Annotated in this window: 18 protein-coding genes; 1 reads left to right on the top strand and 17 read right to left on the bottom strand. The window is 69.0% G+C overall.

The window, feature by feature from the left end:
- The 13 genes from rpsC to L942_RS44905 all read right to left on the bottom strand — a co-directional run bounded on the left by rpsC (position 1) and on the right by L942_RS44905 (position 9,919).
- Complete coding sequence (gene rpsC, locus L942_RS14760; protein WP_037360238.1) at positions 1–846, bottom strand: 30S ribosomal protein S3; 846 nt, start codon at positions 844–846, stop codon at positions 1–3.
- Positions 846–1,259 carry a 50S ribosomal protein L22 gene (gene rplV, locus L942_RS14755; protein ID WP_037360236.1) on the bottom strand — a complete coding sequence of 138 codons (414 nt, stop codon included), beginning with the start codon at positions 1,257–1,259 and terminating at the stop codon, positions 846–848. Before rplV ends, rpsC begins: the two co-directional genes overlap by 1 nt.
- A 28-nt stretch (positions 1,260–1,287) precedes the next feature.
- Complete coding sequence (gene rpsS / locus L942_RS14750; RefSeq protein WP_003102083.1) at positions 1,288–1,569, bottom strand: 30S ribosomal protein S19; 282 nt, start codon at positions 1,567–1,569, stop codon at positions 1,288–1,290.
- Positions 1,570–1,587: 18 nt separating this feature from the next.
- Positions 1,588–2,421, bottom strand: coding sequence for a 50S ribosomal protein L2 (gene rplB / locus L942_RS14745; protein WP_037360233.1), 834 nt, complete (start codon positions 2,419–2,421; stop codon positions 1,588–1,590).
- Between the two features lie 15 nt (positions 2,422–2,436).
- The gene (gene rplW, locus L942_RS14740) at positions 2,437–2,748 is read right to left on the bottom strand and encodes a 50S ribosomal protein L23 (RefSeq protein WP_009072304.1); all 312 of its coding nucleotides are present in this window, start codon (positions 2,746–2,748) and stop codon (positions 2,437–2,439) included.
- On the bottom strand, positions 2,745–3,434 hold the full coding sequence (gene rplD, locus L942_RS14735) for a 50S ribosomal protein L4 (RefSeq protein ID WP_037360231.1): 690 nt from the start codon (positions 3,432–3,434) through the stop codon (positions 2,745–2,747). The genes rplW and rplD overlap by 4 nt, the downstream gene beginning before the upstream one ends.
- 2 nt (positions 3,435–3,436) lie before the next feature.
- A complete protein-coding gene (gene rplC / locus L942_RS14730) occupies positions 3,437–4,087 on the bottom strand; it encodes a 50S ribosomal protein L3 (protein ID WP_037360228.1) in 651 nt (216 codons plus the stop codon).
- Positions 4,088–4,117: 30 nt separating this feature from the next.
- Positions 4,118–4,423 (bottom strand): 30S ribosomal protein S10, encoded by a 306-nt coding sequence (gene rpsJ, locus L942_RS14725; protein WP_003102098.1) that lies wholly within the window; start codon positions 4,421–4,423, stop codon positions 4,118–4,120.
- A 387-nt stretch (positions 4,424–4,810) separates the two neighbouring features.
- Positions 4,811–6,004, bottom strand: coding sequence for an elongation factor Tu (gene tuf / locus L942_RS14720; RefSeq protein WP_037360226.1), 1,194 nt, complete (start codon positions 6,002–6,004; stop codon positions 4,811–4,813).
- A gap of 126 nt (positions 6,005–6,130) precedes the next feature.
- Positions 6,131–8,230, bottom strand: a complete 2,100-nt coding sequence (gene fusA / locus L942_RS14715) for an elongation factor G (protein ID WP_037360223.1) — start codon at positions 8,228–8,230, stop codon at positions 6,131–6,133.
- A 63-nt stretch (positions 8,231–8,293) separates the two neighbouring features.
- Positions 8,294–8,764, bottom strand: coding sequence for a 30S ribosomal protein S7 (rpsG, locus tag L942_RS14710; RefSeq protein WP_009072291.1), 471 nt, complete (start codon positions 8,762–8,764; stop codon positions 8,294–8,296).
- Complete coding sequence (gene rpsL, locus L942_RS14705) at positions 8,764–9,138, bottom strand: 30S ribosomal protein S12 (protein ID WP_003102113.1); 375 nt, start codon at positions 9,136–9,138, stop codon at positions 8,764–8,766. The genes rpsG and rpsL overlap by 1 nt, the downstream gene beginning before the upstream one ends.
- A gap of 628 nt (positions 9,139–9,766) precedes the next feature.
- A complete protein-coding gene (locus tag L942_RS44905; RefSeq protein WP_101436018.1) occupies positions 9,767–9,919 on the bottom strand; it encodes a hypothetical protein in 153 nt (50 codons plus the stop codon).
- Between the two features lie 74 nt (positions 9,920–9,993).
- Between L942_RS44905 and L942_RS14700 the strand changes: the two genes are divergently transcribed.
- Positions 9,994–10,482 carry a GNAT family N-acetyltransferase gene (locus L942_RS14700; protein ID WP_037360408.1) on the top strand — a complete coding sequence of 163 codons (489 nt, stop codon included), beginning with the start codon at positions 9,994–9,996 and terminating at the stop codon, positions 10,480–10,482.
- On the opposite strand, the gene L942_RS14695 is transcribed toward L942_RS14700, so the two are convergent.
- The 4 genes from L942_RS14695 to L942_RS14680 all read right to left on the bottom strand — a co-directional run bounded on the left by L942_RS14695 (position 10,475) and on the right by L942_RS14680 (position 13,486).
- Entirely contained in the window at positions 10,475–10,966 is a 492-nt protein-coding gene (locus L942_RS14695) for an MmpS family transport accessory protein (RefSeq protein ID WP_037360221.1), read from the bottom strand. The two genes, L942_RS14700 and L942_RS14695, sit on opposite strands and share 8 nt — an antisense overlap.
- A 76-nt stretch (positions 10,967–11,042) precedes the next feature.
- Positions 11,043–11,276 (bottom strand): hypothetical protein, encoded by a 234-nt coding sequence (locus L942_RS14690; RefSeq protein ID WP_037360219.1) that lies wholly within the window; start codon positions 11,274–11,276, stop codon positions 11,043–11,045.
- Positions 11,277–11,294: 18 nt separating this feature from the next.
- Positions 11,295–11,693 (bottom strand): hypothetical protein, encoded by a 399-nt coding sequence (locus L942_RS45385; protein ID WP_037360217.1) that lies wholly within the window; start codon positions 11,691–11,693, stop codon positions 11,295–11,297.
- A gap of 32 nt (positions 11,694–11,725) precedes the next feature.
- Positions 11,726–13,486 (bottom strand): hypothetical protein, encoded by a 1,761-nt coding sequence (locus L942_RS14680; RefSeq protein ID WP_037360215.1) that lies wholly within the window; start codon positions 13,484–13,486, stop codon positions 11,726–11,728.
- Positions 13,487–13,544 lie beyond the last annotated feature (58 nt).

Here is a 13,544-nt window from a genome sequence, read left to right as displayed (position 1 = left end):
TCAGCCCTCCGTCTTTTCTGCGGTCTCAGCGGCGGGAGCCGCTTCGGTCGCGTTGTCGCTCTTCGCGGCGGCAGCGGCGCGTCCGGCCTCGGTCGAGGTCGGGGTCGTGCCCGACGAGCCGGAACGGCGCGGCCGGGACGGCCGGTCGCCGCGGTCGCGGCGCGGCGCGCGGTCCGCTGCCGACGCGGCGGCGTCGCGCTCGGCGCGCGCCTTCAGTCCGCCGACCAGCTCGCCCTTGTAGATCCACACCTTCACGCCGATGCGGCCGAACGTCGTCTTGGCCTCGAAGAAGCCGTAGTCGATGTCCGCGCGCAGCGTGTGCAGCGGAACCCGGCCGTCGCGGTAGTGCTCGGAACGGGACATCTCGGCACCGCCGAGACGACCGCCGCACTGCACGCGAATGCCCTTGACCTGCGGCGAGCGCATGGAGGTCTGGATCGCCTTGCGCATCGCGCGGCGGAACGCCACGCGGTTGCTCAGCTGCTCCGCGACACCCTGGGCGACCAGCTGCGCGTCGGCCTCGGGGTTCTTCACCTCGAGGATGTTCAGCTGGACCTGCTTCTTGGTCAGCTTCTCCAGCGCGCCGCGGATCCGGTCGGCCTCCGCGCCGCGGCGGCCGATGACGATGCCCGGCCGGGCGGTGTGGATGTCGACGCGGACGCGGTCACGGGTGCGCTCGATCTCGACCTTGGAGATGCCGGCGCGCTCCATGCCGGTGGAGAGCAGCTTGCGGATCTTGACGTCCTCGGCCACGTACTCCGCGTACTGCTTGTCGGCGTACCAGCGCGACTTCCAGTCAGTGGTGATACCCAGGCGGAAGCCGTGCGGGTTGATCTTCTGGCCCACTACCGGCCACCTGCCTTCTTGTTGCTCTTCTTCTCCGCAGGCCGCGACTCGACCACCACGGTGATGTGGCTGGTGCGCTTGCGGATCCGGTACGCACGGCCCTGGGCACGCGGACGGATGCGCTTGAGGGTCGGGCCCTCGTCGGCGGTCGCGGACTTGATCCAGAGCGTCTCCGGGTCCAGCTGGAGGTTGTTCTCGGCGTTGGCCGCCGCGCTGGCGATGACCTTCGCGAGCGGCGTGCTGGCCGCCTGCGGCGCGAACCGGAGGACGGCCAAGGCCTCGCTGACGCTACGACCCTTGACGAGCTCGATCACCCGGCGCACCTTCATCGGCGAGTCCCGGACGAAACGAGCCCGCGCGACGGCCGAGGGCAGCTCTTCGGCTGCGGCCGTGGCGTTTGACTGGGCGTTCATCTGCTTCCCTTAACTTTCTCTGGCCCGCTCAGCGGCGGCGCGACTTGCGGTCGTCCTTGATGTGGCCCTTGAAGGTCCGCGTCGGGGCGAACTCGCCCAGCTTGTGACCCACCATCGCCTCGGTGACGAACACCGGGACGTGCTTGCGGCCGTCGTGCACCGCGATCGTGTGCCCGAGGAAGTCCGGGATGATCGTGGAGCGCCGCGACCAAGTCTTGATCACGGTCTTCTTGCCCGATTCGTTCAGCGCGTCCACCTTCTTGAGCAGGTGGTCGTCCACGAACGGGCCCTTCTTAAGGCTGCGTGGCATGTGCTTCTACCTCCCTGCTCAGCGCTTCTTGCCGGTGCGCCGGCGGCGGACGATCAATTTGTCGGACGGCTTGCTCTTGCGCGTGCGGCCCTCGGGCTTGCCGTTCGGGTTCACCGGGTGGCGACCACCGGACGTCTTGCCCTCACCACCGCCGTGCGGGTGGTCGACCGGGTTCATCACGACACCGCGGACAGTCGGGCGCTTGCCGCGCCAGCGGTTGCGGCCCGCCTTGCCCCAGTTGATGTTCGAGTGCTCCGAGTTGCCGACCTCGCCGACGGTCGCGCGGTTGCGCACGTCCACGTTGCGGATCTCGCCCGAGGGGAGACGCAGCTGGGCGTAGGGACCGTCCTTGGCGACGAGCTGCACGCGGGCACCGGCGGACCGGGCCATCTTCGCGCCGCCGCCGGGGCGGAGCTCGATGGCGTGGACCACGGTGCCGACCGGGATGTTGCGCAGCGGCAGGTTGTTGCCCGGCTTGATGTCGGCGCGGGGGCCGTTCTCGACCGTGTCGCCCTGCTTCAGCTTGTCCGGCGCGATGATGTAGCGCTTCTCGCCGTCGGCGTAGTGCAGCAGCGCGATGCGCGCGGTGCGGTTGGGGTCGTACTCGATGTGCGCGACCTTGGCCGGCACGCCGTCCTTGTCGTGGCGACGGAAGTCGATCACGCGGTAGGCGCGCTTGTGGCCACCGCCCTTGTGCCGGGTGGTGATCTTGCCCGAAGCGTTGCGGCCGCCGGTCTTGCTCAGCGGACGCAGCAGCGACTTCTCCGGCGTGGACCGGGTGATCTCGGCGAAGTCCGAGACGCTCGAACCGCGACGACCCGGGGTCGTCGGCTTGTACTTGCGGATGCCCATACTCAGCTCAGTCCTTTACGCGGTGGGTCCGCCGAAGATCTCGATCGCCTTGCTTTCCGGCGAAAGAGTCACGATGGCGCGCTTGGTGTCCTTGCGCTTGCCGAAGCCGGTACGAGTCCGCTTCCGCTTGCCCTGGCGGTTGGCCGTGTTGACGCTGACGACCTTCACGCCGAACACCTTCTCGACCGCGATCTTGATCTGGGTCTTGTTGGCGTCCGGACGGACGATGAACGTGTACTTGTGGTCCTCGAGCAGCCCGTAGGACTTCTCGGAGATCACCGGCGCGAGCAGGATGTCGCGGGGGTCCGGGATGGCGACCGAGCTCACTTCTCGTCACTCCCTTCCGAAACCTCGCTCGAACGCGCGAGGGCCTTGACGACCTTCCCGCGGACGGGACCTGCCACGAACGCGTCGTAGGCGGCCTTGGTGAACACGACGTCGTCGTTGACCAGGACGTCGTAGGTGTTGAGCTGGTCAGCCCAGATCAGGTGCACGTACGGCAGGTTCCGCGCGGACACCCAGGCGAGCTCCTCGTCGCGGTGCAGGACCACGAGAACGCGCTTGGCCTGGGTCGCGGCGGCGATCGCCGCCTTGGCGGACTTGGTCGACGGCTTCTCGCCGGTGACCAGTTCCGTCACGACGTGCAGCTGTCCGGCGCGGGCCCGGTCGGAGAGGGCGCCACGCAGGGCGGCGGCCTTCATCTTCTTCGGGGTCCGCTGGGTGTAGTCGCGCGGCGTGGGGCCGTGCACGACGCCACCGCCGGCGAACTGGGGCGCGCGGGTCGAACCCTGGCGGGCGCGACCGGTGCCCTTCTGCCGGTACGGCTTCTTGCCGCCACCGGAGACCTCACCGCGGGTCTTCGTGTCGTGCGTGCCCTGGCGCGCGGCGGCCAGCTGGGCCACCACGACCTGGTGCATCAGCGCGACGTTGGCCTGCACGTCGAAGATCTCCCCGGGGAGCTCGACGGTGCCGTCGGCTTTACCGGCCGGGGTCTTCAGCTCGACGCTCGTCATCGTCAGTTACCACCCTTCGCGGCGCTGCGCACGAACAGCAGGCCGCCCTTGGGACCGGGCACCGCGCCCTTGATCAGCAGCAGGCCGTCCTCGGCACGCACCGCGTGCACGGTCAGGCCCTGCGTGGTGACCCGGTCGCTACCCATCCGGCCCGCCATCCGCAGGCCCTTGAACACGCGGCCCGGCGTGGCGCAGCCGCCGATGGAACCCGGCTTGCGGTGCACGGCCTGCGCACCGTGGCTCGCGCCCTGGCCCTTGAAGCCGTGGCGCTTCATGACACCGGCGTAGCCCTTGCCCTTGCTGGTCCCGGTCACGTCGACCGTGGTGCCGGCCTCGAACACCTCGGCGGTGATCTCCTGGCCGACCTCGTAGGTCTCGGCGTCGGTGGTGCGCAGCTCGGCGAGGTGCCGGCGCGGCGTCACGCCCGCCTTCTCGAAGTGGCCGGTGCGCGGCTTGTTCACCTTGCGCGGGTCGACCGCGCCGAACGCCAGCTGCACGGCCGCGTAGCCGTCCTTCTCGGTGGTCCGGACCTGGGTCACCACGTTCGGACCGGCCTTGACGACAGTGACCGGGACGACCCGGTTCTGTTCGTCGAAGACCTGGGTCATGCCGAGCTTGGTGCCCAGGATGCCCTTCATTTGCCTGTCAGACATGAGTTCTTATCTCCGCCGCTCGCCCAACGCTTACTGGATGTTGACGTCGACGCTCGCCGGAAGGTCGATGCGCATGAGCGCGTCCACCGTCTTCGGCGTCGGGTCGAGGATGTCGATCAGACGCTTGTGCGTGCGCATCTCGAAGTGCTCGCGCGAGTCCTTGTACTTGTGCGGCGAGCGGATGACGCAGTAAACGTTCTTCTCGGTAGGCAGCGGCACCGGCCCGACAACACGGGCGCCGGTGCGCGTGACCGTTTCCACGATCTTGCGCGCCGAGGTGTCGATCGCCTCGTGGTCGTAGGCCTTGAGCCGGATGCGGATCTTCTGTCCCGCCATGGTGGCTGCGTTCCTTGTCGTCTCGTGCCGCTTTGTCTCGTCAACCTGGGCCGGAACCCGGGTTTCAGCAGTTCAACGGCCCTGTCCCCGGTCCACGCGGTCGGGCGTGTCGCGCCCGCCGCACAGACGGATCCCTAAGGATCGTCGTCTTGCCTGGTCTTCCTCTACGTGAGGAGGCCGCGGGCCCACCCGAAGGTCGTCCCTACTGGCCTTTGCCCGCTAGCCTCACCCGAAGGAAGAGCTCCACGGACCGTGGCCACTCGTGCCAGGGCGGCCGGAACCCGTAAGGATTCGGCCGCCCCAGGACGAGCAACCTGAATAGTGTCGCACACGTGAGTTGACGCCCTGAACTCGGGGGTGTATTGGCCCGAGTTCAGGGCGCCGACGTCACTTGATGATCTTGGTAACCTGGCCCGCGCCGACGGTCCGGCCACCCTCGCGGATGGCGAAGCGCAGACCCTCGTCCATGGCGACCGGCTGGATCAGCACGACGCTGATGTCCGTGTTGTCGCCCGGCATGACCATCTCGGTGCCCTCGGGGAGGGTCACGACGCCGGTCACGTCCGTGGTGCGGAAGTAGAACTGCGGGCGGTAGTTGTTGAAGAACGGGGTGTGCCGGCCGCCCTCGTCCTTGGACAGGATGTAGACCCGGCCCTCGAACTCGGTGTGCGGGGTGGTGGTGCCCGGCTTCACGACGACCTGGCCGCGCTCGACGTCCTCGCGCTTGATGCCGCGGAGCAGGAGGCCGACGTTGTCGCCCGCCTGGCCCGAGTCGAGCAGCTTGCGGAACATCTCGACACCGGTGACGGTGGTCTTGGTCGACTTCTCGCGGATACCCACGATCTCGACCTCTTCGTTCACGTTGACCTGGCCGCGCTCCACGCGACCGGTCACGACGGTGCCGCGACCGGTGATGGTGAAGACGTCCTCGATCGGCATCAGGAACGGCTTGTCGAGCTCACGCACCGGGTCCGGCACGTTGTCGTCGACGGCGTGCATCAGCTCGAGCACGGCGTCGGCCCACTTCTGGTCGCCCTCGAGGGCCTTGAGGCCGGACACGCGCACGACCGGCGCGTCGTCGCCCGGGAACTCCTGCGAGGACAGCAGCTCGCGGACCTCCAGCTCGACGAGCTCGAGGATTTCCTCGTCGTCGACCATGTCGGCCTTGTTCAGCGCCACGACGATGTAGGGCACGCCGACCTGGCGGGCCAGCAGCACGTGCTCGCGGGTCTGCGGCATCGGGCCGTCGGTCGCCGCGACCACCAGGATCGCGCCGTCCATCTGCGCGGCACCGGTGATCATGTTCTTGATGTAGTCAGCGTGACCGGGGGCGTCCACGTGCGCGTAGTGCCGCTTCTCGGTCTGGTACTCGACGTGCGAGATGTTGATCGTGATACCGCGCTGCTTCTCTTCCGGCGCGTTGTCGATCTGGTCGAACGCACGGGCCTCGTTCAGCTCCGGGTACGCGTCGTGCAGAACCTTGGTGATCGCCGCGGTCAGCGTGGTCTTGCCGTGGTCGACGTGACCGATGGTGCCGATGTTGACGTGCGGCTTGCTCCGCTCGAACTTCGCCTTCGCCACTGGAATGTCCTCCTGGACTGGATTTCGCTTTGTGCCCGGGGGCCGACGTGGCTGCCGGCCCCCGATTCGTTCTTCGTCGTGCTGCGGACGGTCAGGAGTGTTCCTTAAGCCCGCGAGCGGAGGGGATTACTCCCCCGTCGCCTTCGCGATGATTTCCTTCGCGACGTTCGCGGGAACCTCGGCGTAGGAGTCGAACACCATGGAGTAGTTCGCCCGGCCCTGGGTACGAGACCGCAGGTCGCCGACGTAGCCGAACATCTCCGACAGCGGGACCAGTGCCTTGACGACACGGGTACCGGCGCGCTCCTCCATGGCCTGGATCTGGCCACGGCGGGAGTTGAGGTCGCCGATCACGTCACCCATGTAGTCCTCGGGAGTCGTGACCTCGACGGCCATCATCGGCTCGAGGATGACCGGGCCGGCCTTCTTCGCGGCTTCCTTCATCGCCATGGAACCGGCGATCTTGAACGCCATTTCAGAAGAGTCGACCTCGTGGTACGCGCCATCCAACAAGGTGAACTTCAACCCGACGAGCGGGTAGCCGGCCAGCACGCCGTACTGCATGGCGTCCTGGGCGCCCGCGTCGACCGACGGGATGTACTCCCGCGGCACGCGGCCACCGGTCACCTTGTTGTCGAACTCGTAGAGAGCACCGTCGGTGCGCTCGAGCGGCTCCAGCTTCACGATGACCTTCGCGAACTGGCCGGAACCACCGGTCTGCTTCTTGTGGACGTATTCGAGCTTGTCCACGGTCTTCTTGATGGTCTCGCGGTAGGCGACCTGCGGCTTGCCGATGTTCGCCTCGACCTTGTAGTCGGACTTCATCCGGTTGACGAGCACCTCGAGGTGGAGCTCGCCCATGCCGGCGATGATCGTCTGACCGGTCTCCTCGTCCAGGTTGACCTGGAACGTGGGGTCCTCCTCGGCGAGCTTCTGGATCGCCAGGGAGAGCTTCTCCTGGTCGGCCTTCGTCTTCGGCTCGATGGCCACCTTGATGACCGGGTCCGGGAAGGTCATCGACTCGAGGACGACCGGGTTCTGCGCGTCCGCCAGGGTGTCACCGGTCGTGGTGTCCTTCAGGCCGATGACCGCGTAGATGTGGCCGGCCAGGGCCTCGTCGACCGGGTTCTCCTTGTTGGAGTGCATCTGGAAGATCTTCCCGATGCGCTCCTTGCGCTCCTTGGTCGCGTTGACGACCTGGGCGCCGGCGGCGACCTTGCCCGAGTAGACCCGGATGTAGGTCAGCTTCCCGAAGAACGGGTGCGCGGCGATCTTGAACGCGAGCGCGGAGAACGGCTCCTCGGTCGTCGCGTGGCGGGTGACCGGGGTCTCGCCGTCCGGCAGCAGGCCCTCGACCGGCGGCACGTCCAGCGGGGACGGCAGGTAGTCGATGACCGCGTCCAGCATCGGCTGCACGCCCTTGTTCTTGAACGCGGAGCCGGCCAGGACCGGGAACGCCTCGCGGGTGACGACGAGCTTGCGGATGCCGTTCTTGATCTCGTCCTGGGTCAGCTCCTCGCCCTCGAGGAACTTCTCCATGAGCGCGTCGTCGGTCTCGGCGACGGTCTCGATCAGCTTCTCGCGGTACTCGGCCGCGCGGTCGGCCAGCTCGGCCGGGATGTCCTCGACGGCGTAGTCCTCGCCCTTCTTGACCTCGCCGCGCCAGACCAGGGCCTTCATCCGGACCAGGTCGATGACGCCCTCGAAGTCGTTCTCCGCGCCGATCGGCAGCTGGATGGCCAGCGGCCGGACGCCGAGACGGTCCTCGATGGTCTTCAGGGTGTAGTAGAAGTCCGCACCCAGCTTGTCCATCTTGTTGACGAAGCAGATGCGCGGGACGTCGTACTTGTCCGCCTGCCGCCAGACCTGCTCGGACTGCGGCTCGACGCCTTCCTTGCCGTCGAAGACGGCGACCGCGCCGTCGAGCACCCGCAGGTTGCGCTCCACCTCGACGGTGAAGTCGACGTGCCCGGGGGTGTCGATCAGGTTGATCTGGTAGTCGTTCCAGAAGGTGGTGGTCGCAGCCGAGGTGATGGTGATGCCCCGCTTCTGCTCCTCCTCCATCCAGTCCATCGTGGCGGCGCCGTCGTGGACTTCGCCGAGCTTGTAGTTGATCCCGGTGTAGAACAGGATCCGCTCGGTGGTGGTGGTCTTACCGGCGTCGATGTGCGCCATGATGCCGATGTTGCGGACCTTGTTGAGGTCGGTCAGCACTTCACGTGCCACGAGAATGTTCCCCTGTCTCGAACGTGGGGCCCGGCATGGCTTCTATCGGCAGCCGGGCGGTCATCACCAGCGGTAGTGCGCGAAGGCCTTGTTGGACTCGGCCATCTTGTGCGTGTCTTCGCGGCGCTTGACGCTGGCGCCAAGGCCGTTGCTCGCGTCCAGCAGCTCGTTCTGCAGACGCTCGATCATCGTCTTCTCGCGGCGCTGCTGCGAGAAGGAGACCAGCCAGCGCAGGGCCAGCGTGGTGGAGCGGCCGGGCTTGACCTCGATCGGCACCTGGTAGGTGGCGCCACCGACGCGGCGGCTCTTCACCTCGATGGTGGGCTTCACGTTGTCGAGCGCGCGCTTCAGCGTGACGACCGGGTCGGTGCCGGTCTTCTCGCGAGCGCCTTCCAGCGCGCCGTACACGATGCGCTCGGCCAGGGACCGCTTGCCGTCCTTCAGCACCTTGTTCACCAGCTGGGTGACCAGCGGGGAGGCGTAGACGGGGTCGGAGATCAGCGGCCGCTTCGGCGCCGGACCCTTGCGAGGCATTAGCTCTTCTCCTTCTTCGCGCCGTACCGGCTGCGCGCCTGCTTGCGGTTCTTCACACCCTGGGTGTCGAGCGAACCGCGGATGATCTTGTACCGAACACCCGGCAGGTCCTTCACACGACCGCCGCGCACGAGCACCATCGAGTGCTCCTGGAGGTTGTGACCCTCACCGGGGATGTATGCGGTGACCTCGATGCCGCTGGTCAGCTTCACACGAGCAACCTTGCGCAGGGCCGAGTTCGGCTTCTTCGGGGTCGTGGTGTACACGCGGGTGCACACGCCACGACGCTGCGGGCTCCCCTTGAGGGCCGCGGTCTTCTGCTTGGCAGCCTTGTCCTGGCGGCCCTTGCGGACCAGCTGCTGGATCGTGGGCAATGGACCAGCTTCCTGTCGTGATCTTGCTTCTTCGTGTCTTCACCGGTCCCCGCGGTCGGGCGTGTCGGCCCGCGTCACGGTCTCGCGACCGGTAACTTCCCGGAGGGATTTTCCGTCGGAACCCCACGTGGCGAGGCCGGTGAACCGGGTGCAAAAGCACCCCGCTCATGCCCAACGGCACGCGGAGCGGCCCGACGCCTGCCGGGCACGGTCTCCAAAGATACCCGTCCGCTCGCGGAGCGGTCCGGGCGGGGGGTCGCTACGGTCGCCGACCGGTCATCGTAACCCCAGATCGGGGCCTCGGGCCGGTGCCGCGCGGGACTTCCCGGCATACAGAACGCGCCGTCGCGGGACGCTATTCCCGAGCGGGTCGCCGCGGTCAGAGCGCATTCCGGTTCGCCTGGCGAGACGGTGCGACCAAGGAATGGACTCGCGGCGAGCGTCCTTCGCCGGAGGACCCGGAGCGGCTCGCGGCGGCGTCAAAAACGCGAGAGAAATTCGTCGGCGGCAAGGAGAAGAGCCGCCGGAGGCTCCACAATGGAGCGGGTCCCGGGGGTGACGATCGCCTCACCGGGACGGAGCGCGAAACCCGGCCCGGCGGCGTGCACCCGCCGGGCCGGGCCGCGGGTCAGTCCTCGTCCGGCTTCGCGTGGTCGGGCTTGCCCGGGTTGGGGTCGCGCGACAGATCGATCAGCGGGTGCACTCCAGCCCCCTCCGGCGCGGCATGGCTGCCGCCGGTCTTCTTGTCCCCCGGCTGGTCGACGTTCTCGCTGCCGTCCATGTCGCCTCCTCGTTCGGTTCCCCTGCCGTGCTGCACGGTACCTGCCGGGGAAATCGGTGGACGGGCTCCCCAAGATGAGGGACGTGGACTGGAAGATCAGCGAAATCCGGCCCGGGGAACCCGAGGCCGCGGCCATCCTGCGCGAGTACCTGGACGAGGTCGCGTCGCGGTATTACGGCCGTCCGGCGACGCCCGCAGAGGTGGACGAGGCGCTGGCGGAGGAGCCCAGCGACGGCCTCGTCGCGCCGACCGGGGCGTTCCTGATGGCCTGTCGGGACGGGAAGCCCGCCGGTTGCGCCGGGGTCCGGATGGTCGAGCCGGGGCTGAGCGCGCTGACGAAGGTGTATATCCGCCCGGAGCATCGCGGGCAGGGAGGCGGGAAGCTGATCGTCGCGGCAGCCGAGGAAGCGGCGAAGCGGCTCGGCTCGGTCCGGATGCGGCTCGACACCCGGCACGATCTGGTCGAAGCACGCGCGCTGTACGCGTCGATGGGTTATGCGGAGGTCGAGGCGTTCAACGACGACAAGTACGCCGAGCACTGGTTCGCCAAGGACCTCAGCTGAGCCGTCCCGCGCAGCTGGCGACCTCCCCGTCGGCGGCTTTCGCGGACCGCGCCAGCACGCCGTTCACCGAGATCCGGCACTCGACCGGGCCGCTCGACTGGCCCATCAGCTGCACGGTCGGCGCCACGGCCGTCTTCGGCCAGGTCAGCGTCTTGCTCCAGGGCAGCGGCACGGACAGCTCTTGGTGCACCAGGCCGAGGCCGTTGTCGTCGTAAACCACGGTGGCGGTGCCGGAGCCGGCGAGTTCGTAGGTGATCTGCCAGCTGGACGGGGCGGGCGCGACCGGGGCGGTCGACGTCGTCGGGGCCAGGGTGCGGGTCACCGTGCGGTCCGGGGCGCGCTGCGGCACCGCGGCGGTCGGCGCGGTCACCGCGACCGGGGCGGGTGCGGGGTCGTCGCCAGTGCCGAGGATCACTACCGTCGCGGCGACGGCGGCCACCGCGATGCCGGCGATCGCGAGCCGGCCGATCAGCTGTCTGTCCATGTTCCTTCTTTCGCCAGGCCCCGCCCAGGGCCGCCGGTGGCTCCCCGGGACGAGGGGAGCCACCGGCGGAGCCGGGTCAGCCGGGCAGGATCCGGCCGGGGACGCCGTTCAGCGACTGGATGAGACCCAGCACGGGCACGCCCGCCGGCGCGAACGTCCAGATGTTGTTCAGGTTCGACGTGTCCGGTTCGTCGACGACGGTGACCCCGGGCTGGTCCTGCGTGGCGGCCAGCGCGGGAGCGGCGGCGCCGAGCACTGCGGCCCCGGCGAGCGCGGTGGCGGCGACTGCGCGGACGACTGTCTTCTTCATGGCTTTCTCCTTAAGTCGTCAGGAAACAGCGGTGACGAGGTTGAACACCGGCGCGAGAAGCTCGGCCGGGGCTTGGGTGGTCGGGCCGAGGAGGCTGCCCGCGTCGAGGCCGGGGACGACCCAGACCGACGGGCCGCCGCCGGCCGGCGCGCCCGGGAGTCCGGGCAGGCCCGGGGTGGGCAGGTTCGGCAGGGAGGGCAGGCCGCCGCTCGGGAGCGAGGGCAGTCCTCCAGCTGGCAGCGAAGGGAGCCCGCCGGTCGGCAGGGAGGGCAGTCCGCCGGTCGGAAGCGAGGGCAGGCCCGCGGCGTGTGTGCCGGGAACGGCGGGGGTGGCGGCGCTGGCCGCTCCCCCGGCGAATCCGGCGAACGCCCCGGCCGCGGCGAGCGGCAGCAGGATCCGGGCGGCAGTGCGTTTCATCAGGGGTTTCCTTTCTTCGGGGAACTGCGGGGTCAGCGGAGCGCGCCGCTGATCGGGACGATGGTTCCGTCGGGGATCCACTGCCCGGCGTAGTCGCGCGCGGCCTGCATGCCGGGCGCGTGCGGTTCGTTCGGGTACATCGGCATCGCGTTGACCTGCGCGGCCGCGAACAGCTGCACCTCGCCGTTCACCGCTGTCCACTGTGGACCGAGCCAGGTCCGGAACCCGCCCAGCGACGGGCTTTCGCCGCCGAAGCTGTTGCCGACGGCCACCGCGTAGCTGACCGCGAGCTGGTCGCGCGGGTCGAAGCGCAGCGGCAGGGCCGCGCTGGCCACGGTGTTCACGATGGGTCCGTTGAGCAGCCACGGAGCGAGGTACAGGCCGAACTGGTGGGTTGGTTTGAGCCGCTGCGATTCGGCGGCGCGGCTCATCGCGAGGTATCCGTCGCTCCAGCCGGAGACGACCACGAGCGCGGTGTCCGCCGCCGCGTCCGGGCGCACCGGCAGGCCGACGCGGGCAGCGGTGTCGCGGACGAGCTGCGCGGCCTGTACGCCGCGCGGCGACCGGTCCTCGACCAGGGTGATCGCCGAGGGCTTCCGCGAGGCGAGGAATTCGACCAGCTTCACCAGCGAACCGCGGTCCTCCGGCGACAACGCCTCCGAGGGGCAGCCGGTAAGTACGTCGCGTTTCTCCGCCACCAGACCGCCGAGCGCCGCTTCCGCGCATTCCGGCGCGTCGGCGTCCGACACCGCTGGGCCTGCCTCGGTACCCGCGTCGACGTCGACCGTCGTGGTCGCGTCGCCCTTGTGCACCACGAGAGTGCTGCGTCCGGGCGGCAGGTCCACCTCGGCCCAGCTGCCTTCCGCGCCGGCCCGCGCGGCCGCGGTGGTCACGATCCCGCCCTCGACCCCGGCGGACAGGTCCGTGCCCGCACTCGCCGGGAAGTGCACCAGGTTGCGTCCGGGCCGTTGCGGGCTGACCAGCACCGGAACGGTTGCGCCGCCGACTGCCGCGTCCGCCAGCAGCGGTACTCCGGGCACGGGCAGCGGCGCTGGCTGCGGCACCGCGGCGAGCGCACTCCACGCGACGAAGCCGAGCGCGACACCAGCGACGCCGTAGCGATAACCGTGAAGAGAAGCGTTGCGGGACAACAAGATTGCCGACACCACGGTGACCGCCGCCGGCAGCAGGACCACCACGAGCAGCGAGATGCCGAAGAGCGTTTCGTACAGCCGTCGGTCGAAGGCGACCCCGGAGACGCCGAGTTGCACGACGCCCGCGAGAGTCAACAGCCCGGCGAGGCTGACCGACAGCGGACCGACGCGCAACGGCGTCGAGCGCCACTCCTCGGTCGGTATCCACGCCGACAGCAGCGTCACACCGAACCACAGTGCGGCTGCGGCGACGTACACGGTGTCGATGGCGAAGGAGATACCTGTGCCATCGACGGAGGTTTCCAGCACCACGAGCACGACCAGCGCGAGCGAAGCCCAACGGCCCACCGAGGGCCACCGAAGCAGCACCGGCACCGCCAACGCGAGCACGATGTGGACGATCAGCGCGACGAGGTTGACGTCGACCGTCGCCGCCGACACCGCGGCCAGCACCGCCGATCCGACCCCCAGCGCGCCGGTGGTGAGCCACAGCTTGCGCGGCAGCGGACCGACGAGCGGGCGCAGGATCCCGGTGCCGGCGAGGAAAGCCGTCGCCAGCAGCAGTATCAACCGCAATACGAGCGCGGCACTGTCCACACCGGACGATCCGGTGACGACCGGAGTGACGTGGTGATCCATGGAGACCTTCTTCGGGGAGAATCCCGGCGCGCGGACGGGCGCCCGCGCGCCGGGAAGG

This window comes from Amycolatopsis orientalis DSM 43388 (assembly GCF_000411975.1).
Classification (GTDB): Bacteria; Actinomycetota; Actinomycetes; order Mycobacteriales; family Pseudonocardiaceae; genus Amycolatopsis; species Amycolatopsis orientalis_D.
This window is presented reverse-complemented; position numbering and strand designations above follow the sequence as displayed.

What these genes read in the sequence shown, in the direction of transcription:
- L942_RS14695 (WP_037360221.1), bottom strand. Translation starts at nt 10,966, where the DNA reads ATGGACAGACAGCTGATCGGCCGGCTCGCGATCGCCGGCATCGCGGTG.
- rpsG (WP_009072291.1), bottom strand. Translation starts at nt 8,764, where the DNA reads ATGCCTCGCAAGGGTCCGGCGCCGAAGCGGCCGCTGATCTCCGACCCC.
- rplC (WP_037360228.1), bottom strand. Translation starts at nt 4,087, where the DNA reads ATGTCTGACAGGCAAATGAAGGGCATCCTGGGCACCAAGCTCGGCATG.
- L942_RS45385 (WP_037360217.1), bottom strand. Translation starts at nt 11,693, where the DNA reads ATGAAACGCACTGCCGCCCGGATCCTGCTGCCGCTCGCCGCGGCCGGG.
- rpsJ (WP_003102098.1), bottom strand. Translation starts at nt 4,423, where the DNA reads ATGGCGGGACAGAAGATCCGCATCCGGCTCAAGGCCTACGACCACGAG.
- rplB (WP_037360233.1), bottom strand. Translation starts at nt 2,421, where the DNA reads ATGGGCATCCGCAAGTACAAGCCGACGACCCCGGGTCGTCGCGGTTCG.
- L942_RS14680 (WP_037360215.1), bottom strand. Translation starts at nt 13,486, where the DNA reads ATGGATCACCACGTCACTCCGGTCGTCACCGGATCGTCCGGTGTGGAC.
- L942_RS14700 (WP_037360408.1), top strand. Translation starts at nt 9,994, where the DNA reads ATGAGGGACGTGGACTGGAAGATCAGCGAAATCCGGCCCGGGGAACCC.
- L942_RS14690 (WP_037360219.1), bottom strand. Translation starts at nt 11,276, where the DNA reads ATGAAGAAGACAGTCGTCCGCGCAGTCGCCGCCACCGCGCTCGCCGGG.
- rplV (WP_037360236.1), bottom strand. Translation starts at nt 1,259, where the DNA reads ATGAACGCCCAGTCAAACGCCACGGCCGCAGCCGAAGAGCTGCCCTCG.
- L942_RS44905 (WP_101436018.1), bottom strand. Translation starts at nt 9,919, where the DNA reads ATGGACGGCAGCGAGAACGTCGACCAGCCGGGGGACAAGAAGACCGGC.
- rpsS (WP_003102083.1), bottom strand. Translation starts at nt 1,569, where the DNA reads ATGCCACGCAGCCTTAAGAAGGGCCCGTTCGTGGACGACCACCTGCTC.
- rplD (WP_037360231.1), bottom strand. Translation starts at nt 3,434, where the DNA reads ATGACGAGCGTCGAGCTGAAGACCCCGGCCGGTAAAGCCGACGGCACC.